Source organism: Paracrocinitomix mangrovi, assembly GCF_019740355.2.
Taxonomy (GTDB): Bacteria; Bacteroidota; Bacteroidia; order Flavobacteriales_D; family Crocinitomicaceae; genus Paracrocinitomix; species Paracrocinitomix mangrovi.
In genome coordinates, this window is sequence record NZ_CP091819.1 from 2,589,571 (window position 1) to 2,616,131 (window position 26,561).

The following is a 26,561-nucleotide window of genomic DNA, read 5'->3' on the forward strand; positions in this document are numbered from 1 at the left end:
TAAAACTATAATTGAAAGAGAAGAGCTCGGGATTCCGGGCTCTTTTTTTTGCATCTGTAAAAAGTGTTATGCTTTCCGAAATTTGTGATATTCAAATGAACATCAACTACTTAAATTTGCTTCTAAATTAATTGATTATATGTCAGAGATAATGAGAATAGAAACCATAGGTCAAATGGTTCAACTAGCAGGATTTCGGGAGTTAAAACATCCTTTGGTTTACACCTTAGACATACAAGACTTTAAAATTCCAAACAGTTTTGAAAATGTAAAACTTACTACCGGTTTCTATTCCATTTTTATGAAAGATGCCAATTGTGCCATACAATATGGACGAAACACTTACGACTTTGAAGAAGGAGTGCTTTCGTTCTTTGCTCCGGGCCAGGTTACTACTATCAATTCAGAGAGTGAGAGTAAAAATGGATGGGCACTTTTCTTTCACCCGGATTTGATTAGAAAATCAGCTTTAGGAAAGAACATAGACAATTTTCACTTCTTTTCATATGATGTACACGAAGCCCTACATCTCTCAAAGAAAGAAGAAGACATATTGAATGATTGTATTAAAAAAATTGAATTTGAACTTGAACAAAATATAGATGCCCACAGTCAAAATCTGCTTATTTCGAACATTGAATTGCTATTAAACTATTGCCAGAGATTTTATGAGAGACAATTTCATTCTAGATCTGACCATCACAAAGATGTTGTTACAACTATTGAAGAAGAAATCAAACTTTACTTTGAGCAAAATTTTCAAATAGATCAAGGAATACCAACTACTAAATACCTTGCCGATAAAGTGAATTTATCTCCCAATTATTTAGGCGACATGTTGAAAAAAGAAACCGGCAAAAACACCAAAGAACACATCAATGATTTTGTAGTTGAAAAAGCTAAAAACCTCCTGCTGGGATCATCAAATAATGTAAGTGAAATTGCCTATGAGCTAGGATTCAATTACCCTCATTATTTCAGTCGATTATTTAAACAAAAAACTGGGGTAACTCCTCAAAAATATAGAGAACTAAACAACTAAAAAGAAATGACACAAATAGATAAAACTAAACCCGTATTGGTGACAGGAGCAACAGGATATGTTGCCGGATGGTTAGTAAAAAAATTGTTAGAAGACGGAATCACTGTCCATGCAGCAGTTAGAAATCCTGACAAAAAAGAAAAAATTGCACACCTTGAAGAAATAGCTGCAAAAAGTCCAGGTTCTATTAAATACTTTAAATCCGATTTGCTAGAAGAAGGTTCTTATGCAGAAGCTATGGAAGGTTGTGAATTGGTTTTCCATACAGCATCACCATTTGTACTTGATGTTAAAGATGCTCAAAAAGACCTTATTGATCCAGCTGTAAAAGGAACCCAAAACGTATTGAATCAAGCAAACAAAACCTCCTCAGTTATGCGAGTGGTGTTAACTAGTAGCTGTGCGGCCATGTATACAGATGCAGTAGACACCGAAAATGAACCTGGAGGAAAAATCACAGAAGATACCTGGAATCATACAGCTTCATTGAACTATCAACCATATTCCTATTCTAAAACATTGGCAGAAAAAGAGGCATGGAGCATTGCCAAAGAGCAAAATCGTTGGGATATGGTGGTAATTAACCCAAGTTTTGTAATGGGTCCTTCATTGAATCCTAAAATGGCGACATCAGAAAGTATCCGCGTACTAAAGCAAATGGGAAGTGGTGCCATGAAAATGGGGGTTCCTAAAATTGGATTTGGTGTAATTGATGTGCGTGATTTGGCTACAGCTCATTTCAATGCCGGATTTGTTGCGGATGCTCATGGACGAAATATAATTAGTGCTCACAACACTGATATGTTAGAAATGGTTAAGCCTATTCAAGCTAAATATGGTAAAAAGTATCCTATCAAGGCAAAAGCTTTACCAAAATGGATAGTTTGGACCTTTGGGCCTATGTTGGATAAAGCACTTGACAGAAAATACATTTCAAAAAACGTAAATCACAAATTCACTGCAGATAATTCCAAAGCAGTTAAAGAATTAGGGTTGAATTACAGACCACTTAATGAAACCATGGTTGAGTCTTTTGACGCCTTAGTGGAGAATGGAGTTATCTAATTAGCATAAAAAAACAGGACCTCCCAATTTAAATAACAAACTTACCCTAATTTAAATCTTCCATTTGGGAGGCCCTGATTATAAAGCTTAATACAGCAGTTGAATCTTACGATAAATGGTATTTTAGTTGGTAAAACTCAGTTATCGTATCTTGCTTTACATTCTCTTTATGTTCAAGTTTTTAATAGGTAACCTTTTTTATGTTTCTTTTCTCATCAACAATAGAATAAGGATAAGTATAAAAGGCAAAAAAAATATTGGCACAGATTTGGTTTACTTTTATTGAAACTAAAAGTGTCAACAATGATGAGCAAAAGACTTTTTATATTATTTATCGCTTTGATGGGCTTTACAACAATGGCTCAGGAGAAAGAAGCGAAAATGGTTCAGTTCAACAATTTTTCAGCAGACTTTGAGGTACCACAAGGAAAAACATGGGTAATTCAAAGCATATTTTCAAGTTCAATTGGAGAAGTTGTTACTGAAGCAGATGGTACAAAATCAACTTTGCCTGTAAGAGTTTTCATCAAAACTTTAAACGGTGAAATTAAAACGGATTGGCAGGGAAACAGATTTGGACCTCAAGTTTTTCAATCTGATAATACAGCAGCATCCATTGCATATCCAATCACTTTACCGGAAGGCACTAAATTTAGTTTAGTAATGATTACCGGAAATCCAGGTGATTGCAAAGCGTTCAACGGTAGCGGATTCATGTCTTTATACGAAGTAACTAACAGTTCAAACTAATTTGATCATGAAAAAATTATTAATTGCAATAGTGATATTGGCTTCTGGTACTTCATTTGCTCAAACAAAAAAAGAACTTGAAGACAAGGTTCAACAACAGCAAAAAACTATTGATAGTTTAAAAGCTGTGTTGGAAAACATGGAAAATATTGTAGAAAACAGAGATAGAAGTATCAAACTTTTACGCGAGAACCGAGAAGAGATGAAAAGTGATATCATCCTTTGGGATAAAAAAGTAAAAGAAAAAGATGCTGAAATCATTAAGTTGAGAAAGCAGAATCAAACTGGAAAAGCAACGTTGATGACTTTAAATAATGGACGTGCTACGCTCAAAGTTCCAGAAGATCAATACTGGATTCTTAATCAATTTATAGCTGATTATACTTCAGGAATAACGACAGATACTTCAGGAAATAAAATCGTTGAAGAAGTTCATGTTTACTTAAAGTCAATTGATGACAAAGTGTTAACGGATATTGACAAAGACTTGTATGGACCAAAATTGTATAGTTCAACTCATCCTGAACAATCCATGCAATTTCCAATTTTCCTAATGGCGAACACCAGATTTACCATTGCCGTGTATAAAGGAACTATAGGGAACCTTACGCCTTATGAGGGCAACGTTTATTGCTCTTACACAAAAAAGGAAAAGCAGTAAACTAAATTCTATCGTAAATAGCTGCATATTAATTATATTCGGTATGTGCGCTATTTATGTTTATACCTCTTATTAATCAGCCAACTTAGTTTTGGTCAAAAATTTAATTTCGTTGAGTATGGAATTGAGGAGGGATTGCCACAATCTCAGATAAAGGATCTCTATCAAGACTCAAAAGGTTATTTATGGATTTGTACACATGGTGGAATCGCAAAATTTGATGGTAAAAACTTCAAGAGCTGGACTAAAGAAGATGGCTTATTAGATGCACATGTTATTTCCATTACAGAATCTGATAATGGACAAATAATTGCCGGTACAAGAGACGGTTTGATCGTTATTGAAAATGATCAGCTCAAAACTTACTCTTTAAGTCAAGGGGTGCCTGGCAAAACAGTTTGGGACGTCGAAAATATCAATGGTAAAATCTGGATTGCTACTGATAAGGGAATTTGTTTTTTTGAAAATGACGAAATTTCATTGCCTAATGACCAACATCACTTCCTAAAATCTGATAGCAGATGCATTGAGTATGATTACAAAAACGAGCTTTTATATTTATATAGTGGCAACAAATTTTACACTTTCCAAAATAATCAATGGGATTCATTAAATATTGAAGGTGTTATCGCATTAGACATTTGTGTTAATGAAAACGGACAAGTTTTTATCGGTCAATGGAATGCACCTCAGCTTTCCACCATAGAAAATGGTAAGCTTGTTCCACTCGCAGAGAAAGTTAACTCTCCTATTACAAAACTATTTGTTGATAACAACAAAAATGTCTGGGCGTCAAGCTGGGATAAAGGAATGTTGTGCTTGCATCCGGACTATACTTATGACCAATATTCCATTGACAATGGCTTGCCTTCAAATTCATATTGGGGCGTTATTCAAGATAATGAATCAAACATGTGGTTTGGAAGTTTTGGAGGAGGATTAATCAAGTTTTCACAAGATCCATTTGTTCATTATGATTTAGATGCAGGATTACCAAGCATTGTGGTAAACGCCGTAAAATTTGACTCAAAGAATAGATTGTGGATAGGCACTGACAATGGAGTAAAAGTTGGAGTAATTGAAGGATTGCATATTAATTGGATAGATGGACCGTGGGATAAAGCTTTTAGCAACAAAAAGATCGTCACCTTTTACGAAATGCAAAATGGCAATATGGCAATTGGATGCTATGATGATGACTACAGAATGTCCATTTTTAATGGAACATCATTTTATCACTTCAAAGAAAGATTGGGTGCGCCAGCCTTTTGGTTTCATGAAACAACTGATGGAACACTTTGGGCCGGTACAGATTTTAAAGGAGTATTTAAAACAGGTCCAAAGGGAGATGAATTCATAAAAATCAAACATGGAGATAACCGAATTATTACAATCAACGAAGATTTGTCAGGGAACATTTGGATGGGTACTTATGGTCATGGAATAAACATATTAATTAAAGACTCTGTGTACGTTTTCAACCAAGACAAACTGGAAGGGACCACGATAAGTAAGTTTATTATAAACGATAACGGCACAGTTTGGGCAGGCACAGATGACAGAGGAGTTTTAGGCCTGAAATTGGAGAATAATGCACTCAAGGTAGTTGATTCAATTAACACAAAAAATGGAGCAATAGACAATAAAGTGACGGGGTTAAATGTAGATTCAAAAGGTGACTTATGGGTAGGAACATCTAAAGGAATAATGATTATTCACAATCACTTAAATGATAGGTCGATCAAATCATACAGTAAAGCAGACGGCTTCATTCATAGTGAAACTACTTATGACCCATTTGCTGAATACAATGATTACATGTACATAGCTACTTCCGGTGGCATCACCAGAATGGACATGAATTATGAATATCAGCCTTCAGGCATTGATAAACTTGTATTTTCTGAACTTCAATTAGAATATAAGAATCATGAAATAAAAGACAATCTAGATGACTATGGTTTTCCGGAAAAGCTAGACTTCAACTACGATCAAAATCACTTAACATTTTACTTTAACACCATCCATTTTAGTGTCCCTGAAAAAGTAAAATACAGATTTAAAATGGAAGGCTTAGATCCCGACTGGACGCCTTATACCAAAGACGGAAAAATCACCTATAGTTCATTGAATCCGGGCAATTATACATTACATGTTCAAGCGATAAATTCTTTGGGAGATAAAGGAATTGAAAGAACCATTGAAATCAGAATAAAACCTCCGTTTTGGCAAACAATCTGGTTTAAAGTATCTGTTGGAATATTATTAATACTCATTGTATATGGCATATTCAGATGGCGTACAAATAAGTTGAGGAAAGACCGTGAAAAACTAGAAAAAACGGTCACCGAACGTACGCTTGAATTAAGACATCAGAAAGAAATTGTAGAAGAAAAAAACAAGGAAATTACTGATAGCATCTCTTATGCGAAAAGAATTCAGACGGCTATTCTACCTCCGGATAAACTCATTAGGGAGTGTTTTCCGAATTCATTTGTTTGGTATTTACCTAAAGATATAGTTGCAGGAGACTTTTATTGGATGGAGTTATCAGGAGATCACGTTTTATTTGCAGCAGCTGATTGCACCGGTCATGGTGTGCCAGGAGCAATGGTTTCAGTAGTTTGTCATGTAGCTTTAAATAGAACTGTAAGAGAATTCGGGATAGTAGAATCAGGCAAAGTGCTTGACAAAACAAGAGAATTGGTAGTAAACACTTTTGAAAGAAGTGAGATGGATGTACGTGACGGAATGGATATCGCTTTGGTAAGTTATAACAGAAAAACAAAAGAAATAACATACAGTGGAGCACACAATCCATTGTGGCTGATCAGAAATAATGAAGTAATAGAATATAAAGCAGACAAACAACCAATTGGGAAATTTGAAATGGATCAGGCTTTTACTTCGCATACAATCCAGTTAGAAAAAGGTGATCAGTTTTATCTTTTTTCAGATGGATACGCGGATCAGTTTGGAGGTGATAGAGGTAAAAAATTCAAAGGCAAAAACTTTAAAGATCTACTTCAGAAAAATGCACATTTAGCAATGGATATTCAGTTAGCTGAATTACAAAAAGCCTTTTACGAATGGAAAGGTGATTATGAGCAATTAGATGACGTTTGCGTAATAGGTGTGAGAATATAATTCGAACATCTATTCAAGCAGTTTATCCTGACCGCGTGTCGCAAAAGCTTAAGTGGTGTCGCAGCCTGTCGAAGGGTAATTGGAATAAAAGTAGACTAACTTCTACATCTTTATTAAACGAACCGTTTTCAATTCGCTAAGCTGTACATGATAGACTCCGTTTTCTAAATCCTCTACATCAATTTCTACTTGAACATTAAATATACCTGACCTCACAATTCTACCACTTGCATCATACATTTCATACGAAACTGTCTCTTCAATTCCTTCCAATTTTATAATAAAGAAATTGTTTGCCGGATTTGGATAAATATTAACCGCCAAATCATTTTCTTCCCACCCGATTGAACTCACATCTACACATGCTGAAGTGGCTTCACAACCGTTAAGATTTACAGTTACTGCATATGATCCATTAGAAGTTGGACTATAAGTTTGATTCGTTTCTCCAGTAATGTTTGACATACCGGTAATACAATCTAACCATTGATATACTGCCCCAGTTTGATCTGCTGAAAGGGTAATTCCATTTTGAGTTACTGTATTTACTGGTGCAGGCAACATATTCACATTCGTCACAATCACTGAATCACATCCATTTATTGAGCTTAAAGAACTGCTGTGCTGCATAGAAGACGTAATTGTCGAAGATGTTCCATCAGGAAAAATATAAGCTGTTCCTTCACATACATCAACATTCTCAGTTTCATTGTAAATTGTGTTAACTGATACATTGGTTACAATTATTGAATCACAGCCAGAAATAGAAGTTAAACTGCTGGTATGAGAAGTAGCACTATTTATTTGCTCGCTAAACCCATCCGGATAAACATGAGTAGCACCCTCGCAAACTGAAACACTTTCAGTAGAATTAAATGCCTGCTGAGGAGTCACATTGGTAACAATTATTGAGTCACATCCGGCTGTTGAAGTTAAACTACTAGTATGAGAAGATGCAACATTAATTTGCTCACTAAAACCATCAGGATATACATATGTTGATCCTTCACAAACCGTCACACTTTCGGTGCCATTATAAACCTGTTGTGGGTTAACTGTTGTTACAATTATAGAATCACATCCATCAATAGAAGTTAAATTACTTGTATGCGAAACAGTAGTATTAATGACTTGTGATGAACCATCCGGAAAAGTATAAGAATTTCCTTCACACACGGTGGTTGATTCATTAGCATTATAAGATGGATTTACCGTAACAACTGCCGTTTCCAGATTAGATGGACAACCATTTGCAGAATACTGTACTTGATATGACGTTGTTGTACTAGGTGAAACCGTAATAGTTGAAGTTATTTCACCATTTGGAGCCCAATTGTAGGTACCTCCACCAACAGAAGGGGTTGCAGTTAAGGTTGCAGTAGCTCCTTCACAAATTGTTGTACTGTTCACACTCAAAGTTGGCGCTGGATTTACTGTCACCGTAATATCTTCTTGCGCACTAGCACATCCATTTAATGTGTAAACTACACTATATAATGATGTTGTAGATGGATTTACTGTTATAGATGATGTTGTTTCATTTCCCGGCGACCATAAATAAGTTCCTCCCGAAACAGAAGGTGTAGCTGTTAATGTAACCGAACTTCCATCACAAATGTTTTGATCAACTCCTGAAACTGTAGGAACATCAACCACTTCTATTGTGACAGAGGTAAGATCACAACCATTACCATTACATGCCTGCAAATCAACCGTAAAAAACCCCGGATTGCTATAGCATATATTACCAGGATTTTGACTGTTAGATGAAGTAACGTCTGCACCGTTAAAGGTCCAGGTCCAAGCATTTGGTGAGTTGGATGATTGATCGGCAAAAGTGACACAACTTCCTACACAAATTTGTGTTGTTGATGCGTTAATGTTGGCCACAGGAGATGATGTTGGAGGTTCATACCATTGAGCGATATAATTCATAGGACCACCTTCAGCTTGAGTGTAAGCACCACCTGCAAAAAATATCCCATTCCAGGTCATTGCAGATTTAACATATTCGTCAATTCCTACTCCATCAAATCCACCTCCCATAGCTGTGAAAGTTTGGGCAATAGGATTCCATTTAACAATTTTTTCAGCAGGTGTACCTCCCGCATTCGTAAAATATCCACCGATTATAACATCTCCATTATAGTCATGAATAGCCCTACAATATTCATTTAAACCAGTTCCAAGTGGATACCAATTTGATCCATCATATCTGGCTACATATGACATATTAAAATCTTCTGCCATTGCATCACCATCCCATAATTCAGGGAATTCTCCACCCATATATAAGTCACCATCAGAGGGATTGACAAATAAAACCCTAACTGTCTCATTCACTCCTCCCACCAAATCAACTCCACTATTTCCACCTTCCCAAACTTGATTTGTCTCATCCCATTTTACCAAACCATCACAAGGTGAACAACCATCTACATTATTGAAATCTCCACCTACCCATAATTGTCCATCATAAGAAACCATACAACGCACATCATTGTCCATTGCAGTTGTATTTCCAACAGAAACAAATGAATTAGAGTTAGTGTCCCATTTGGCTACACGATTAATTGGAACTCCATTGGCTTGAGTAAAATCACCACCAATATATAAATCCCCATTGTGAACTGTACAGGTTAAAACGTCATTATTAAATCCTTGATCTAATGCAGACCATGATACACCATCCCAAACAGCAACTCCATTACATCCGGGACAAGGTTGAAAATTATTCCAGAAATCACCAACAACGACCAATTTACCTTCCCAAACACATCCGGCTCTTGCCACAATTCCAACTCCACCATCAAGACATTCCCATTGAGTTCCATCCCATGTGGCAACACGATTACATGGATTGTTATAAGATCCGAGATTGACCAGTTTTCCATTCCAAACTAACATTCCATGACTAGAATTGTTAGTTCCTCCCCCGACATCCTGCCAGGATTGAGCATATGAAAAACAAGAAATAATGAGGCTTAGGGTAACGGTTAAAATACGTCTCATAACATGGGCTTGGTAAGTATAAGACGCTCTTATTGGCTAGCGGTTGCAAAATTGAATTACTTTTCCAACTTAATCATCTTTCCTTTTTTAACTACAAAGGTTTCTTCCCCTATTATAAACTTCTTTCCATCTTGGATATTTCTGCTATCCAAATCCTCTTCAATTGTGTGAACAGACCCGCCCGTATCCAATGCTAATTGTAGATAATCTTCATTAACACTGTACTTGGCACCACACAGAATAATATGTACCGGTTTATTTAAATCCTTTATCAAGGTCATATCCCTGGGAGATGACAAATTATCAGCTATCATAATAATTTCTTCTGCATTCGGATAATCTTTGGTTCCCTGAATTAAAGCTTCAACATTGTTTTCAGGTCTGTCCCCTCCACCACCTTTTTTCATGGTAGCTTTCATTTCTTTATAAACATCAGTGAATGAAGAATTTTCTATTCCGTAAATTCCTCCCACTTTACCTGCTCTTTTTATGTTATCAGATTTTGCATTTCCGTCATTAAAAAACACAAAAGCTTTTACCCCACTTGAGTCTTGAGTGGATTTTAACCATGACATAGTTTGGGCTGTATAGGGAGACATACTACCTGTTACATCCATCACTACTAGCACATTTTCCCATTTAGGTTGTCTTTCAAACACACTTGATACAACATGGTAATCTTGTCCCTTATTCCATTTAGCTTTAATTAGTGAAGAATCAACCTTGAATACATCAACACTTTTAAAAGCAACACCCGGACAACTATCCAGCATCACAGCAAAGTAAATTTTATCACATGTCCTGCCAAGACTGTAATTATCTAATCTGTACCAAGCAAAATCCGGTGAATCGGTCAAGCTATCCACTACTCTTTTAGTTTCAAACGGTCCTTCACATAAATCTCTTTTATGCGTTTGATAACAAACCCCACCAACATCATAAATATAATCCTCTGGCCATGAGTCATTTTCATCACTACTAATTGATGCCGTAGCACTAGTGGCCCTTATATCTTCCGCCTTAATTACTTTTTCCTTTTTGTCAACTACGGTTTCATTAACTTCATTTGTTAATTCTGTATTAACCGAAACATTAGCTTCTGCCGTTTCATTTAACAATTCATCCATCCAGGCTATTTCTTTTTCAATACTTTCTTCTGTTGGAGTTGGTCTGTAATAGATTACAAAACCATGAAACATTTTTTGAGCAGCTTCTCTGTTTTGGGCATCAGATTGACCCACGGTTCTCCATCTAATCAAAGGATCATCTGCACCGGGAAACTGTTTACTAAATGCATTAATACGATTGTGATTCAATCTAATTTGATCAAAATCAGGATTAGTTTTGTAGAGAGTGTATACTAAATCAATTTTCTCTATTGCCAATGATTTGATTGAATCCGGAATATTAGTAAGCAATTTAGATTCATCAAAATTCACCGGAACTTTAAAAATTGCTTGTGACGGTATTTCATCAAATGGCTCGTAAACCACAACAGTGTCGTGGATTTCAATATCCTGAGCAAAAGAAAAGGCACTCAAAAAAATAAGCAGAAGTAAAATTGATCTCATAAAATTGGGTTTACCTAATAATGTACACACCCCAAAAAGGTAACTATCTAATTTCCTTTTAGGTGTAAAAATTTGGGAATGCTATAATTTACTAACTTGCATTACATCCCAAAAAAGGCTACAAAAATGCATAAATCATTTTCAATTTTTTTCATTTTGTTTTCTTCAATTTTAAATGCGCAAACCCCTGAGCATATTGAATCTGAATATGAACTTGTTTGGCAAGATGAATTTAAAGGAACACAACTAGATACAAGTAAATGGGATTATCGGTCAACGGGTGCGTTAAGGGGAAATGCAAAAGTGAGAAAAGAAAATTGCTATTTGGATGGCGAAGGACATTTGGTGATAGAAGCAACAAAAGAAGATACCATGTATTATGTCGGACAGATTTGTACCGATAAAAAACACCTTTTTAAATATGGGTATTTTGAAAGCAGAATTCAATTTTCCAAGCAAGTTGGGGTAGCCACTGCATTTTGGTTACAATCACCAACATATTCAAAATATGCAGGAGATATTGCTAAATCAGGAGCTGAAATTGACATAGTTGAATATCGAAGAAAATATCGCGACAATGAAGTTCATCATACCATTCATTGGGGTGGTTATGGAGAAGGACATGATCAAAAAGGCAAAAGTCCGAGGTACCGAAAAATTGACAAAGGATTTCACACATTTGGTCTGGAGTGGAATGCCAAGGGATATACTTTTTATGTAGATGGCGAAAAATCATGGTTTACTGACGAAGCCATTTCCAACATCAAAGAATATATAATTCTGAGTATTGAAATGAATGATTGGAGCGGTGACCCATCAAACTCAACTTTCCCTGATAAAGCCATTTATGATTATGTAAGGGTTTATCGTAAATTAGGTTCTAAATGAAATCACTGCTACAGAAAATTGATTTGTTGAATGAAAATGTGCTGCTTTTAAAAGGAGCCCAGTTTTTAATAATTTCAATCATAATCCTAACGCTCTTCTGGTTGATTAGAACAGCAATGACCAGATCCATATCTGATGATGCTATGAGATATAGGGCGAAGAAAATAAGCAGGTTCTTTTCTTATTTATTAATCATCATAGTTGGCATAATAATTTTCGCAGGAAGTTCAGAAAACCTTGGAACTGCTATTGGATTAATATCTGCAGGATTGGCTTTTGCTCTTCAAGAAGTAATATTGGCAGTGGCAGGTTGGATATCTATATATTCTTCAAGAATTTACACTACCGGAGACAGAATAGAACTCAATGGTGTAACAGGGGACGTGATAGATATAGGTCTTACCAAAACTACTTTAATGGAAATTGGTGACTGGGTAAAAAGCGACAATTACAACGGACGAATTGTCAAAATCAGTAACGCCTTTGTATTTAAGCAAACGGTTAAGAACTATTCTACTGATTTTCCATTTTTATGGGATGAAGTTCATATTCCCATCAAATACACTTCAGACATTAATGAGATGAATAAAATTTTGAATGATGTCATTTCAAAAGAATTAAAAAACTATACTGAAATTGCTAAAACTCACTGGAAACAACTTACAAAAAAGTACCTAATAGAAGATGCTAAAGTTGACCCAATGATCTCTTATAAATTAACTGATAACTGGCTTGAATTTAACTTGAGATATGTAGTAGATTACAAATCAAGAATGAGCACAAAATCAAGAATTTATCAAGGCATTAAAGATGGAATTGACAACAGCTCAGGAAAAGTTGAATTAGCATCTACCACATTTGAAATTGTTGGTATGCCTGAACTTAAAGTTGATACAAAAAAATAAGCCCCGATAGCGAACTATCAGGGCTTTTTCAGTTAACCTACAATTGTGATTATTCTAAATCAAATCTATCTAACATCATTACTTTGGTCCATGCCGCAACGAAATCTTTTACAAATTTCTCTTTTGCATCATCACTTCCGTATACCTCAGCCATTGCTCTCAATTCAGAATTAGATCCAAAAATTAAATCAGCTCTTGTTGCAGTATACTTAATCTCTCCGGTTTGTCTGTCTCTTCCGTTGTAGATACCTTTTTGATCCTTCACCGGCTCCCATGCATTACTCATATCCAATAGTTTTACAAAATAATCATTGTTTAAAGTACCAGGATTGTCAGTGAAAATCCCATGTTTTGAATCGTCATAATTAGCACCTAAAGCACGCATTCCTCCTACTAAAACAGTCATTTCAGGAACTGATAATCTCAGCAATTGAGCTTTATCAACCAATAATTCCTCAGTAGACAAAGTGTATTGTGTCTTTTGATAGTTTCTGAAACCATCCGCCATTGGCTCTAATAATGCAATTGACTCAATATCTGTTTGCTCTTGTGTGGCATCCATTCTACCAGGCGTAAAAGGAACTTCAACACTAAAGCCAGCTTTTTTAATCGCGTCTTCAACACCTACATTTCCTCCAAGAACAATCAAGTCTGCCATTGAGATCTTCTTTTTACCAGATTTTGCATTGAAGTCTTTTTGAATTTTTTCATAAACCTTCAATACTTTATCCAATTGTTTTGGATTGTTTACTTCCCAATCTTTCATTGGTGACAATCTAATTCTTGCTCCATTTGCTCCTCCTCTTCTATCTGAATGTCTGTAAGTTGATGCAGAAGCCCATGCAGTTTCAACTAATTCACTAGTGCTTAAACCAGAAGATCTGATTTCTATTTTCAAATTGGCTATGTCATTTGCATCTACCAAATCATGATTCAAAGCCGGAATAGGATCTTGCCAAATGAATTCTTCTTTAGGAATTTCAGGACCTATGTATGCTGATTTAGGACCCATATCACGGTGTGTTAATTTAAACCATGCTTTTGCAAAAGCTTTATCAAACTCTTCAGGATTTTCTAAAAATCTTCTTGAGATTTTTTCATATTCAGGATCAAATCTCAATGACAAATCCGTAGTCAACATAGTTGGTTTGTGGAACTTTGTTGAATCAAATGGATCCGGCACCATTGCATCTGCATCTTTTGCAACCCATTGATGAGCACCTGCAGGACTTTTTGTCAACTCCCATTCGTGACCAAATAGCGCTTTGAAAAATCCATGACTCCATTCAGTTGGTGTTTTCGTCCAAATAACTTCTAATCCAGAAGTAAATGCATCTGTTCCTTTACCACTTTTGTATTCATTTTTCCATCCAAAACCTTGTTCTTCAATAGGTGCAGCCTCTGGTTCAGGTCCAACTTTATCTGCCGGTCCGGCACCATGTGTTTTACCTAATGTGTGTCCGCCAGCAATTAAAGCAACAGTTTCTTCATCATTCATTCCCATTCTTCCAAAAGTTTCTCTGATATCATGAGCCGCCAATACAGGATCTGGATTTCCGTTTGGTCCTTCAGGATTTACATAAATTAATCCCATTTGAACTGCAGCTAGCGGATTCTCTAAATCTCTCTCACCACTATAACGTTGATCTCCCAACCATTTCTTCTCTGGCCCCCAATAAACATTTGAATTTGGCTCCCATACATCTTCTCTTCCTCCGGCAAAACCAATTGTTTCAAATCCCATGTCTTCTAAAGCAACATTTCCTGCCAGAACCATCAAATCTGCCCATGAGATTTTTTGACCATACTTTTGTTTAACCGGCCATAACAATCTGCGCGCTTTATCAAGGTTAGCATTATCGGGCCAGCTATTTAGAGGCGCAAATCTTTGCATTCCATCTCTTGATCCACCACGACCGTCTCCCGTTCTGTAAGTTCCTGCACTGTGCCAGGCCATTCTGATAAACAATCCTCCATAGTGTCCCCAATCTGCCGGCCACCAATCTTGTGATGTATGTAAAACCTCACGAATATCTTTTTTCAAACCTTCATAATCAAGGCTATTAAAAGCAGCCGTATAATCAAAACTCTCACCATTTGGATCAGACTTTTGAGCATGCAATCTTAACGGACTTAAGTCCAACCTATTTGGCCACCATTCTTGCAAAGTTTGTGCATCTGACTCTAACATTTTGTGAGCAGAATGCATGTTCTTAGCAGTGGAATCATCCAAATTAACTGAAGTACTTCCATGACCAAAAGGACATTTTGCTTCAGAACTTGCCATTTCTTGAGCAAAGGAAAATAAGCTGCTCATTGAAACGGCGATCAATAAAATTCTTTTCATAACAACATTCATTTAAATAGTAATCTGATGTAAAATTACCTCAAGTAAACTATAAATAAAAATTGTATTTTTTTATACTATTATAGATTCTATCTATATTCAATGAACAAAAAAACCGGACTTTTATAACTATCCGGTTTCTGTTTTTGAACGATTAAAATTAAAATGTCAATGTCGCTGCGCCTTGTAATACAGGTTCATGTATAGCCATAGAACCAACAACTTCAACCCCATCTAACAAATCACTTTCAACATACCCTCTAACTTTAGCACAAGGAGGACAAACCCCTACTCTACTGCCACTTTTTAGTACATTATCTATCATTTCTTTCATTGTAGGATCAAGAGGATTTAAGTGAACATTATCTGCCGCTCCTTTTCTCACCCAATCTACGGCTGAACTAACTAAAAATACTGTTAAATCCAATCCTGCATTTATTGCTCCGTTTGCAATACTCCATGCTACTGAAGATCTTTCATTGTCTAATCCGTTTGTAATTACGATTACCATTTTTCTTTTTTCCATTTTTCTAATTTTTAAAAGTTATTGTTATTTGATTTTTATTTATTTGGATTTCCTGGCGTATAAGCATGTAGACTTAATGCAGCCCAGGGAAATGAGTTTCTTACATCATGAAAACATTGTTGATTATCCAGATAGGCAACATCTCCCTTTTGGTAAAACTTAGAAGACATTAATTTTCCATCCTCTATGGGTTCAAACCTATTTTCAACAACATTTCCATGTAAAATTTTAAACATACATCCTCCAGAAGGATGTCCGTGCACGTCTGTTTCATTACCAGACCCCCAGTGAATCAATACTACCTTTAGAAGGTTATTATTTATAAGGGTATACTTACCATAAGGCAATAGAACCATTTTGGCTAATTGCAATGGTGATGGGTTAAAGTTTTTAAAAACCTCTTCGAATTGCTTTGCACTATAAGGGAAAGATGAAGCATCAAAAGTCAATGCTAACTCATTGCAAAAATGGTCTAAAAGAAGAAGCGTTTGATTTTCAATTTTGTCAATTGCCGTGTTACTTCCAAAACCAATTGCATTTTGATTAAATGTATGATATATTACTCCGTTCATAACCTCTGTTTTTAATTACATCACAAAGGTCAGGAACATGAATCCCTATTATTTTGTCAGGAAGTTCAAAGATTTGGCTAAAAAGTCCAAAGTATGTTTTTATCTAAAATCGGTAGGAGTTACACCTATTATACTCTTAAAAGCTTTACTAAAATGAGACAAATCTTCAAAGCCTGCATCAAATGCTACCTGAGTAACACTCAAATCAGTATTTTTCAAAAGATTAGCCGCCCTTTCAACTCGTTTATTCTTGAGCCATTTCCCAGGGCTTTCATTATAAATCTTTTGAAAGTCTCTTTTAAAAGAAGATAAACTGCGGTGCGATAATTCAGCAAACTCTTCTAACTTAAGATTAAAACAAAAGTTGTTTTCCATAATGTGTTGAATTGACGGTTTATCTGTTTGGGACAATTCACTAAAATATGAAGTCAGGTTAGCATCTGCATTCATTAAGGTAATTAGCAGCTCTTTTAATTTCAACAATAGAATATTATCAGGTGGACGATCTATTCCTCTAAAATAATTGAGCATTGAATAAAAAAATCCTTCTAAATACTCTGTTGATTGAACTTCTCTACCAACAAATGGAGCACAATCTTTATTTATTTTCAAAGTATGTTTATTCTTTTCTTCATTAAATACATCCTTAATTAGGTCATCTGACAAGAAAAAAGCCAACATACAATAAGCATCATCAAAATACTGATGAATAATTTCTGCCCCTTTTTTTAAATAAAGTACCTGTCCCGGTTGAAGTGTCCATTCGCCAGATGGAGTCACATACGTTTTTTTGCCACTAAGAACATACACCAGATAATCGTTCTTTGAAAAAATTCCAATGTTATCCGCTTCTATTGGACAAGTATATTCAAGACAAACAGTATCGTCATACTGAAATCTGTTAAAGCTTAGATTCTCTTTAACTATTTGGTAAAAATTGAGCATGATGGTGGTATTTTCAATAAAAATAACAAAAGCATCTAACAATCAAGAATTTGCCTTTTACTAGGTAACTAAATGTATTCTAATTCATAAAGTCATTAACTTTAAAGTAAAGATTACAACTTCAATATGAACAAAGAATTTTGGAACGAAAGGTACAGTGAAAAGGAGTCTGCTTATGGTACTGAGCCAAATGTTTACTTCAAATCAATTATAGATCAATTGGAACCGGGCAAACTGCTATTACCATGCGAGGGAGAAGGAAGAAATGCAGTTTATGCAGCAAGTACTGGTTGGCAAGTAGATGCATTTGATCAAAGTGATGCAGGAAAAACAAGGGCTGAAGAATGGGCCAAGGCGAAAGGAACATCATTTAACTATGCCGTTTGTGATTTTGAAGACATTGAGTATGCACCCAACAGTTATGACGCAATTGCATTAATATACACTCATTTCCCACCAGATATTAAAAGACAATATCATCATAAAATTGCCGATTTGATTAAGAAGGGAGGACACATTATTCTTGAAGGATTTAGCAAAGATCATTTAGAACATAGCACCAAAAATCCAAAAGCAGGCGGACCAAAACATCCTGACTTTTTATATAGCCTGGATGAAATTGAAGCATTATTTCCAGGATTTGAAACAATTGAGTTGAAACAAAATGAAGTTGTTTTAGAAGAAGGAATGTATCACGTAGGATTAAGTTCAGTAATTAGATATTTTGGTAAAAAGAAATAGTTATGGAAGCTCAAAAGGATGAATTAGAAGATTATTTAGCTCCGCATTACATAAACAGAAGTAATTGGCTACGAGCGGCAGTTTTAGGTGCCAATGATGGTATTTTATCAACGGCCAGTTTGGCCATAGGAGTTGCGGCCGCAAGTAATTTTAGAGAACCTGTAGTCTTAGCTTCATTAGCAGGATTGGTAGCCGGCGCACTTTCAATGGCTGCAGGTGAATACGTTTCTGTAAGCTCTCAAACTGATATTGAAAAAGCGGATATTGAAAGGGAAAAACAAGAACTGGAAGAAATGCCTGAAATTGAGCTACAAAGATTGGCGGCCATATATGAAGAGAGAGGTTTAAAAAAAGAAACCGCTTTACTTGTAGCTAAAGAGTTAACTGAAAAAGATGCTCTTGGCACTCATATTAGGGATGAACTTGGAATTAACGAAATTAGTCAGGCTAAACCTATGCAGGCCGCATTAGCTTCTGGTGCCGCATTCAGTTTGGGAGGATTACTGCCATTACTTGTTACTTTATTTGTGCCAATTGAAGGGATGGAGTATGTGCTATATGGATCCGCAACAGTGTTTTTAATAATTCTGGGAATCGTTGCGGCCAAAACAGGTGGTTCAAAAATCAATAAAGCCATCATAAGGATTACCTTTTGGGGAACCATTGCAATGGGATTATCCGCATTTGTTGGATACCTGTTTGGAGTGAATGTTTAATCCTAAATAAATAGAAATGAAATTAAGTACATCACAAAAAGTTGCCAGATTCTTCACCTCTAAGAAAAAATTCTCACAGATGGAAGAAGAATCTAAAAAGTGGACTTTTACTTGCAAAAGCTGTGGTAAAATATCAAATATTTGGGAAATTGGTGGAATTCGGTACAAGGCAAAAGGTGAGCCCAAAGTCAGTATTAAATGCCCTGAATGTGGGGAGATTGCTATGCAAAAAATCACTAAAACAATTGATTAGCACATAACTACCAAAACAATATTTATTATTTGCTCGCGTTTTTCTGCTAAAGACCCAAACAATGAAAAACGCATCTTATCTTTTGGTTTTAGTAATTCTAACCATTTTCTCTTGCAGGAAAGATCCTTCAGTAAAAATTGAAACTCCAAATGAACCTTCTTCATTTGATTTAGTCACTACTCAAGGTAGCTGGTGGAAATATGATTGGTTTAAAATAGATAGCCTGGGCAATGAGACACTCACCACTATCAAAGACTGTGTTTATGTTGTTGGTGACACATTAATCAATGGAAATACCTTTACTCATCTCCATGGTGATTTTCACATTTTTAATAGCTATGATTGGTTTTGGAGAGATTCAGCTCATTATATAGTGAATCAAAATGGTCAAAAACTATATAGTACTATTGAGGGGATAGACACATTAGAAATAATAGAAGGTACAGAAGTAAATAACTATTTTATTACAGATGGAACTGAGTATGAAATGACTGTTCCGGCCGGAACTTTTAATGTATATGATAGTGAATTACATTATTCGTACAACAATGGTTCTCCTTTTACCAATTGTGAGGATACCTGGGTTAAACACACCAAGTTTGCAAATGGAATTGGGATGATCTCAACTCAGACAGGCTTTATATCGCAGATTCAAACTCAATGTAGTTATGATGAATCTAGACTCACCGAATATTACATTGCTCCTTAGAGCAATTCAGCGCTATTCTTTAACCATACTTTTTACTTCATCTACCTTTTCCTGCCACTTGTCAATATTGGCGGCATTACACCATTCAGCCATTACTACGCTGGCCCAACCAACATTCATGATATGAATGATATCATCTTGAGGATAGGTTTTAAACCTAATTTTTTCTTCTTTGTAAGTTAACATACCATAAGTACTATCAATAGGCGAGATAATATAGTTACTTACTTCATTTACACCCTTTACTAATTGTTTTCCATACTCAGGAAACTCATTCGATTGTAATTCATCTGAAGCGTCTCCGATTAACACTGTCTCTTCCCAAGTATCTTGTAAATTTCTACCATAAACATTGCGTGCACTCATTGACACGCGCCCGTTCAGGTAATCAAAATAAACCAACATTTCTTGAGGGCTGAAATAAGAATAGGATGCAGTATCTATCACACCGTCATTTACAAACCACTTACTTAATTGAGCATACGCTTCATCTATTTGCTCTTTGTTCATGTGGTCAGAAGCATATGGAGAAATTCTTTTTGAGCCTATAGGAATAATAGTATCCTTATCAAATCCCCCACCCGGACCATCCGGAGCACACTCGCTTGATTCACCACCCACCGTATACTCAACAAAACCATTACCAATAAATATCGGAAATTCATAATCGCTACCACTTTCACCACAATAAGCAGATTCCTTTGCCAATGACTTTACACGTTCCTTTAATTTCTTAAAATTTGATTCGTACTTATCTACCTTGGTCACTAACAGTTCAGACACACTCCATGAACATTGTCCACTTGTTTGTGTTCCATCATAGTCTTCATAATCACAATCAGCAGCAGCTTCACCAAGAACTTGTTGTACAATGTAAAATCCATCTTTTTGTGGAGTTATAAAAGCACCCATAATAGAATCTACTTCAGCTCCTTTGTTGGAGAACTTAATCCAATACGTTCTGTTACCAAGATCATGGTCTTCAATTCCTAACAATAAACCGGAAGTATAAATAGTAGAATCTTCTGTTTCTTGAATTGGTGTTTCATTGTGTTCAGAACTATCAGATTCTTCTTCATTACCGGAACAAGCAGTCAGAATAATTGCACTTACTAAAATGATCTTGATGTTACGCATGCTTCATAAATTTGGAACAAGATATAAATTCTTCAAATAACGACCTTATATCAATTGATTGTCAACAAATTGAAACAACACTTTAATCCAAAATTCACAACATCAAGCAATTTCAATTTTAATTCAATGATCTATTTGCTAAGTTTGTTATACAGTGCAAAAAGATCAATCATCCAAATCAATCGCCGTTTTACCTTTCGCCAACATGAGCGACAGAAAGGACAGTGAATTTTTTGCAGATGGAATCACAGAAGAAATCATCAATGCACTAACACGAATTCATGATCTAAAAGTAACTTCCCGAACATCTTCATTTTATTATAAAGGGAAAAACAATCCTATCCCTTCAATAGCAAAAGAACTTGGTGTAACACTCATTTTAGAAGGGAGTATTCGCTTTGGAGGAAATAAAGTAAGAATTACTGCTCAGCTCATTCAAGCAGAAGACGATTTTCACTTTTTTTCTGAAACCTGGGACAGAGAATTGGATGACATCTTTCAGGTACAAGATGAAATAAGTCTTTTGATTGCAGATAAAATCCGTGAAAACTTTGGTCACTTTGAAATGCAGGACCATTTAGTAAAAAAGCAAACCGAAAACATGAGTGCTTACGAGTATTCATTGATGGCCAAATTCTACAAGAACAAATGGAATCCGGATGATGCTAAAATTGCGCAAGAATACTTTGAAAAAAGTTTAACACTCGATCCTTTGCACGTAGAATCTATTGTTGGTTTGGCTGATGTTTATAGTTTTTTAGGAATGACGGGTGCATTGTCTTTTCAAGATGCCTGGTTAAAGTGTAATGAATTAATAGACAAGGCCCTTGAATTAGACCCTCAAAATCCTGAAGCTTTTTATCAAAAAGGACATAGTGCATTTTTTACAGAATGTGATTTTTCAAAGGCTTTAGATTATGCTGAAAAGACTATTCAACAGAAACCAAATTATGCCGAAGCTCAACAGCTTATGTCATTTCTATTAGTGCTTTCGGGAGATAAAACAGGAGCTAAAAATCATATCGATATTGCATTAAGTATTGATCCACATAATCAAGAAACACTATTCTTTAAAGCATACTTTGATTATATGACAGGCCATTTTGAAGATGCTTATGCTCAGCTGTCAACTTGTATTGCTGTTAATCCTAAAAACATACCTGCACATGCTGTAATGACCTTATGTTTACTTAAGTTAGGAGAATATGATAAGGTGATTCGTTATTTTGATGACATTCAGGTTCAACTGGTAGAAGGAGAAATTACAGGCGCAATTGCGTTGGCATATGCCAACAAGAATGACTCAGAAAATACCGATAAATATTTTACGCTACTTCAAGAACAGGCCAAATCACCAGATGGATTTACTTCAGACTCTTATCTATTTATGATGTATGCAGCAACAGGACAAATAGACAAAGCTTTTGAGTGGGTTGAATCGGCTATTGAAAATAAGTCTACCTTGTTAATGTTGCGTTATCCTGACCCAATTGTAGACGTATTACGTCAAGACAAGAGATATCAAAAACACTTTGACCAAATATTTCAGATAGAACAAAAGGAAGCTACAAAAGCTGAGAAAAAAGCCCTTTTAGACGATTCTTCAGCTGAAGAATACCGATTGAAATTAGTCAGTCACCTTAAAAGAACCGAACCTTATTTGGATGCCGGATTAACCTTAAGGGATTTAGCTAATCAAATTGATATTCATCCTAACAAACTGTCATGGCTAATCAATGAAATGCACGAACAAAACTTTAACCAATTCATAAACAATTATAGAATTGAGCATTTCAAAAAGCTTGCGGTTAATCCTGAAAATGCTCAGTTTAGTATTCTAGGCCTGGCATACGACAGTGGTTTTAACTCTAAAACCGTTTTTAATACCTACTTCAAAAAGTCAACGGGCATGTCCCCAAAAGAGTGGATTAGCACTCAATAACTTCCATTTTTCTTTAATAAATCCTCTAAAAAGGTTCTGAATTATAATTCGGAACCTCATGGTTTTGATTCCGAACGTTTTGGCGATTTGGCTGCCCTAGATTTGTCCTCAAATCAAATAACAAAAACGAATATTATGAAATCAATTATTGTAAATGCGTACGGAGGACCAGAGGTACTTAAATTAAAAAACACAGAGAAACCTACTCCAAAATCAAATGAAGTATTAATCAAAATTCAGGCAACATCTGTCACCAGAGCAAGTACTATGATGCGAACAGGCACACCATACTTTGGGCGTTTGTTTACAGGAATATCAAAACCAAAAGTAAAGACTCCGGGAACTGATCTAGCAGGGATAGTAGAAGCAATTGGTGCAGAGGTAACCAATTTCCAAGTAGGAGAAAAAGTAATTGCCGCTACAGATTTAAAATGTGGTGCATATGCTGAATATATCTGTATGTCAGAAAATGAAATGATAGTTCATCAACCTGAAAACATAAGTGCTGAAGAAGCAACAGGAATTGTTGATGGAGGAAGCACAGCTATTGCATTTTTAACAGAACAAGTTACGATCAAAGCCGGAGATAAAGTACTAATCAATGGTGCGTCTGGTAGCATTGGTTCAGCAGCAATTCAATTAGCAAAAGAATTTGGAGCAGAAGTAACTGCAGTTTGCAGTGGCAAAAATTCATCATTGGTTAAAGAACTAGGAGCTGATCAGGTTTTGGATTATACAAAAAATGAGCTAGCAAACAACTCAGAGCAGTTTGATGTAATTTTTGATACAGTAGGAAAATTGTCTTTCAGAAAAGCAAAGAAAAACTTGAGCGTAAAAGGTGTGTATCTAACACCAGTAATGGAATTTCCAACATTGATGCACATGCTTTTTATCAATCCATTTTCTAAAAAGAAACTAAAGTTTGCCGCAACCGGATTACGCAAACAAGATCAAAGAATGCGCGATTTGCTAAAAATCACAGACTTGTTAGCTAATAACAAATTGAAAACTGTGATTGACAAAGTTTACACTTTGGAACAAATTCAAGATGCGCACAAGTATGTTGATGCAGGACACAAAAGGGGAAACGTAATCATCAAAGTGGCATAATAATTAAATCAAAAAACAACATAAAATCTTAATAAAATGAAAGCATTAAAAATAAAATTTTCAGCAAGAACCATCTTAACGCTTCTTGCATTGAACTGGATAACTCTAATTGTATTAACGGTGTTTTATCTAGGAGAAGAAAATGACCTGTCCTATAAAATAGTAGGAACATTGATTGCAGCATTTATTCTGCAAATGGCATTCTTAAGAGATCAGTTTAAAAGCAAGCTGCTCAACAGTAAATGACCTTAAAATTTTAACCCTATAAATTAATAATATGAAAATAGCAATTTTAACTATTGGATTAGCCTTGGCCAACATAAGTTTTGCAGGCCTTAATCCATCCTTAAAAAAAGAGATCACTGAAAAAGTTCAACTAGATCTTAGTCAATTTGAATTTGACACGCATCATGAAAACTTTGTTGTGGTGAGCTTTAGTATTGAAAACTTTCAAATTGAAATACTAGAAATTCAAGGGACAAGTGAAATTCTAATAAACATGATGACCTTGGAATTAAACAATTTGAAAATAGACAGACTGTATTCTCAAGGGAATATTTATAACTACAAATTCGTCTTTAAAAAACTATAAAACATGAGAAAAACAGCAATTTTAGGAGGAATTGGATATCTAATAATATTCATTACCGGAATTTTTGCCAATTTCTATGTCTTGGAAGATTTAAAAATGGCTGGAGATCCATCTGCTACTTATCAAAATTTGTCAAGTCATGTGCCTTTAGTTATGGCAGCCGTATTGGCCTTTATTTTTATGGTAGTTTTTGACATAGTACTCACCTGGGTATTGTATGTATTGTTCAAAAATGTTGATGCAAGACTATCAAAAATCACAGCCTTGTTTAGATTGATCAATGCATTAATATTTGGAGCAGCCCTCATCCAATTAGTACATATGCTTGAATTGATCACTACCAACAATGTTGTCAACTCATTGCTAGTAAAAGAGGTTTCAAATTCATTAAACAACTTCAACAATGTTTGGTTAATTGGCTTAGTGTTTTTCGGGATTCACTTGATATTACTATCAATTTTACTCAAGAAATCCAGACAAATATATCCTGCCATTCCTTCATTGTTATTTATAGCAGGTGTTGGATACATTGTAGATACAATTTTACAGTTCACTTATCCAGGCTACGCCAATCTTGCTGACATCTCAGCATTAATAGTTGTACTACCTGGACTCATAGGTGAATTATCACTTACAGCTTGGTTGCTGTTTAAAGCTGAAAAAACAAGGAAAGGACGGTGCGAGCTAAAGTATGGACTACAATTATAATTTATCAATAACCTAAAAATTAGTATATGAAAAAGGTAAGAATGACCCTGTTATTGGGACTTGTATTTATTGGAATGTCTTCTTGTGCAAGTATGTTAGATAACATAAATGTAAACTGTGAAGACTGCAGAACAAATCCTAATACCAGCGAGAACTTTGAGTTCGATTTGGACTCAAATTGTGAATAGTAATATTCGCTTTTGTTAGAGAATCGGCCGGCTTAATGCTGGCCGATTTTATTTATATCAAACCATTATTCATTCAATTAACTGATCAAAATCAATATTCTACTTGCCTAATTTCCATAACATTGTTATTATGAAAATGACAATTACCTCTTTCTATTTTGGGATATTACTATCCGTTCTACTATCCTGCAATTCTTCAGAGAATGATCAAACCTCACCAGAAAATGTTGAGTCGTTTAATTCATATTGGTATGATGGGCAGGCAGAAATAAGTAGTTATGAATTAAAACAAGCACGATACGGAGAAATTAGAGAAGGTAATGCAGTAATGATTTTTGTTACCGAACCTTTTTCAAAAACATACAACACTAAGGCAGATGAAGAAAGAGATGACAATGTATCTGTATTGAAAATGAATTTTACTAAAAACTTTGTTACCGGTATCTACCCGTACTCAATAATGAGCAGTGTATTTTATCCTGTCAATAAAATTGAACATGCCACAAAATTATCATGTAGCACCCAGGAATGGTGTGGCCAAACATACATGGAAATGATCCGTAACAGGGACTTTGATGTTACTATCAACTCCTATTTTGAAGGAGAATCTGTAAACCATAGTCATCAACCATTAAATATTTTGGAAGATGAAATTTGGACAATGATTAGAGTTCGACCTGAACAGCTTCCAGTGGGTGAACAAAAGATAATTCCAGCTTTCAGCTATTTAAGATTGGCACATAAAAAATTAACTCCATATCAATGTAAATGCTCAAAAAAAGTGGAAGACGATATCACTATTTATTCAATGTCATATCCTGAAATAGAAAGAGATGTTGAAATTCAATTTGAAACTAAATTTCCTCATAAAATCCTTAAATGGAAAGAAGCTTATCCATGTGGAAGTTGCGAATCACAAGAAAAACTTGAGTCAAGTGGAGTGCTGATGGAATCAATGAAAATTGATTATTGGAATAAAAACTCAAAGGCCGACTCTCTTTCAAGATTCAAACTAGGCTTGCATTAAAAAAGGG

The 26,561-nt window shown here is 35.3% G+C and carries 25 protein-coding genes; 18 read left to right on the plus strand and 7 right to left on the minus strand.

The genetic code is table 11. The annotated features are described in order from the left end of the window. The first annotated feature begins 139 nt into the window (after nt 1–139). The 5 genes from K6119_RS11915 (at nt 140) to K6119_RS11935 (ending at nt 6,665) form a co-directional block, all read left to right on the plus strand. Entirely contained in the window at nt 140–1,042 is a 903-nt protein-coding gene (locus K6119_RS11915; RefSeq protein WP_221831960.1) for a helix-turn-helix domain-containing protein, read from the plus strand. A gap of 6 nt (nt 1,043–1,048) precedes the next feature. Further along, nucleotides 1,049–2,107 (plus strand): NAD-dependent epimerase/dehydratase family protein, encoded by a 1,059-nt coding sequence (locus tag K6119_RS11920; RefSeq protein ID WP_221831961.1) that lies wholly within the window; start codon nt 1,049–1,051, stop codon nt 2,105–2,107. A gap of 303 nt (nt 2,108–2,410) precedes the next feature. Continuing rightward, on the plus strand, nt 2,411–2,857 hold the full coding sequence (locus K6119_RS11925) for a hypothetical protein (RefSeq protein ID WP_237828010.1): 447 nt from the start codon (nt 2,411–2,413) through the stop codon (nt 2,855–2,857). A gap of 7 nt (nt 2,858–2,864) precedes the next feature. Next, on the plus strand, nt 2,865–3,518 hold the full coding sequence (locus K6119_RS11930; protein ID WP_221831963.1) for a hypothetical protein: 654 nt from the start codon (nt 2,865–2,867) through the stop codon (nt 3,516–3,518). A 45-nt stretch (nt 3,519–3,563) separates the two neighbouring features. Then, nucleotides 3,564–6,665, plus strand: coding sequence for a two-component regulator propeller domain-containing protein (locus K6119_RS11935; RefSeq protein WP_221831965.1), 3,102 nt, complete (start codon nt 3,564–3,566; stop codon nt 6,663–6,665). 102 nt (nt 6,666–6,767) lie between these two features. Here K6119_RS11935 and K6119_RS11940 read toward each other — a convergent pair whose 3' ends face one another. Next, entirely contained in the window at nt 6,768–9,677 is a 2,910-nt protein-coding gene (locus K6119_RS11940) for a T9SS type A sorting domain-containing protein (protein ID WP_221831967.1), read from the minus strand. Nucleotides 9,678–9,733: 56 nt separating this feature from the next. After that, the gene (locus tag K6119_RS11945) at nt 9,734–11,248 is read right to left on the minus strand and encodes a hypothetical protein (protein ID WP_221831969.1); all 1,515 of its coding nucleotides are present in this window, start codon (nt 11,246–11,248) and stop codon (nt 9,734–9,736) included. 126 nt (nt 11,249–11,374) lie between these two features. Between K6119_RS11945 and K6119_RS11950 the strand changes: the two genes are divergently transcribed. Together K6119_RS11950 and K6119_RS11955 are read left to right on the plus strand one after the other, a co-directional pair. Then, entirely contained in the window at nt 11,375–12,136 is a 762-nt protein-coding gene (locus K6119_RS11950) for a glycoside hydrolase family 16 protein (protein WP_221831971.1), read from the plus strand. Further along, nucleotides 12,133–13,041 (plus strand): mechanosensitive ion channel domain-containing protein, encoded by a 909-nt coding sequence (locus K6119_RS11955; RefSeq protein ID WP_221831973.1) that lies wholly within the window; start codon nt 12,133–12,135, stop codon nt 13,039–13,041. Before K6119_RS11950 ends, K6119_RS11955 begins: the two co-directional genes overlap by 4 nt. Before the next feature lie 49 nt (nt 13,042–13,090). Here K6119_RS11955 and katG read toward each other — a convergent pair whose 3' ends face one another. The 4 genes from katG to K6119_RS11975 form a co-directional block, all read right to left on the minus strand. Next, on the minus strand, nt 13,091–15,388 hold the full coding sequence (gene katG, locus K6119_RS11960) for a catalase/peroxidase HPI (RefSeq protein ID WP_221831976.1): 2,298 nt from the start codon (nt 15,386–15,388) through the stop codon (nt 13,091–13,093). A gap of 160 nt (nt 15,389–15,548) precedes the next feature. Further along, on the minus strand, nt 15,549–15,914 hold the full coding sequence (locus K6119_RS11965; RefSeq protein ID WP_221831978.1) for a DsrE family protein: 366 nt from the start codon (nt 15,912–15,914) through the stop codon (nt 15,549–15,551). 35 nt (nt 15,915–15,949) lie between these two features. Then, nucleotides 15,950–16,486 (minus strand): cysteine dioxygenase, encoded by a 537-nt coding sequence (locus K6119_RS11970; protein WP_221831980.1) that lies wholly within the window; start codon nt 16,484–16,486, stop codon nt 15,950–15,952. A gap of 99 nt (nt 16,487–16,585) precedes the next feature. Further along, nucleotides 16,586–17,431: a helix-turn-helix domain-containing protein gene (locus K6119_RS11975; RefSeq protein WP_221831982.1), complete on the minus strand. Its 846-nt coding sequence runs from the start codon at nt 17,429–17,431 to the stop codon at nt 16,586–16,588. 126 nt (nt 17,432–17,557) lie between these two features. On the opposite strand from K6119_RS11975, the gene K6119_RS11980 reads away from it, so the two are divergent. The 4 genes from K6119_RS11980 (at nt 17,558) to K6119_RS11995 (ending at nt 19,850) form a co-directional block, all read left to right on the plus strand. Next, a complete protein-coding gene (locus K6119_RS11980; RefSeq protein ID WP_221831984.1) occupies nt 17,558–18,172 on the plus strand; it encodes a class I SAM-dependent methyltransferase in 615 nt (204 codons plus the stop codon). Between the two features lie 2 nt (nt 18,173–18,174). Beyond that, nucleotides 18,175–18,888, plus strand: a complete 714-nt coding sequence (locus tag K6119_RS11985; RefSeq protein WP_221831986.1) for a VIT1/CCC1 transporter family protein — start codon at nt 18,175–18,177, stop codon at nt 18,886–18,888. Between the two features lie 16 nt (nt 18,889–18,904). Then, nucleotides 18,905–19,141 (plus strand): hypothetical protein, encoded by a 237-nt coding sequence (locus tag K6119_RS11990; protein ID WP_221831988.1) that lies wholly within the window; start codon nt 18,905–18,907, stop codon nt 19,139–19,141. 61 nt (nt 19,142–19,202) lie between these two features. Continuing rightward, a complete protein-coding gene (locus K6119_RS11995) occupies nt 19,203–19,850 on the plus strand; it encodes a hypothetical protein (RefSeq protein WP_221831990.1) in 648 nt (215 codons plus the stop codon). A gap of 12 nt (nt 19,851–19,862) precedes the next feature. Here K6119_RS11995 and K6119_RS12000 read toward each other — a convergent pair whose 3' ends face one another. After that, nucleotides 19,863–20,987 (minus strand): hypothetical protein, encoded by a 1,125-nt coding sequence (locus K6119_RS12000; RefSeq protein ID WP_221831992.1) that lies wholly within the window; start codon nt 20,985–20,987, stop codon nt 19,863–19,865. Nucleotides 20,988–21,192: 205 nt separating this feature from the next. Here K6119_RS12000 and K6119_RS12005 point away from each other — a divergent pair, with 205 nt between their 5' ends. From K6119_RS12005 to K6119_RS12035, 7 genes are all read left to right on the plus strand, one after another. Beyond that, entirely contained in the window at nt 21,193–22,929 is a 1,737-nt protein-coding gene (locus tag K6119_RS12005; RefSeq protein WP_221831994.1) for a helix-turn-helix domain-containing protein, read from the plus strand. A 135-nt stretch (nt 22,930–23,064) separates the two neighbouring features. After that, a complete protein-coding gene (locus K6119_RS12010) occupies nt 23,065–24,039 on the plus strand; it encodes an NAD(P)-dependent alcohol dehydrogenase (protein WP_221831996.1) in 975 nt (324 codons plus the stop codon). A 36-nt stretch (nt 24,040–24,075) separates the two neighbouring features. Then, the gene (locus K6119_RS12015) at nt 24,076–24,285 is read left to right on the plus strand and encodes a hypothetical protein (protein WP_221831998.1); all 210 of its coding nucleotides are present in this window, start codon (nt 24,076–24,078) and stop codon (nt 24,283–24,285) included. Between the two features lie 31 nt (nt 24,286–24,316). Continuing rightward, a complete protein-coding gene (locus K6119_RS12020; RefSeq protein ID WP_221832000.1) occupies nt 24,317–24,631 on the plus strand; it encodes a hypothetical protein in 315 nt (104 codons plus the stop codon). A gap of 3 nt (nt 24,632–24,634) precedes the next feature. Then, nucleotides 24,635–25,339, plus strand: a complete 705-nt coding sequence (locus K6119_RS12025) for a DUF4386 domain-containing protein (protein ID WP_221832002.1) — start codon at nt 24,635–24,637, stop codon at nt 25,337–25,339. 26 nt (nt 25,340–25,365) lie between these two features. Beyond that, nucleotides 25,366–25,527: a hypothetical protein gene (locus K6119_RS12030; protein WP_221832004.1), complete on the plus strand. Its 162-nt coding sequence runs from the start codon at nt 25,366–25,368 to the stop codon at nt 25,525–25,527. 130 nt (nt 25,528–25,657) lie between these two features. Next, the gene (locus K6119_RS12035; RefSeq protein WP_221832006.1) at nt 25,658–26,554 is read left to right on the plus strand and encodes a septum formation inhibitor Maf; all 897 of its coding nucleotides are present in this window, start codon (nt 25,658–25,660) and stop codon (nt 26,552–26,554) included. Nucleotides 26,555–26,561: the final 7 nt, after the last annotated feature.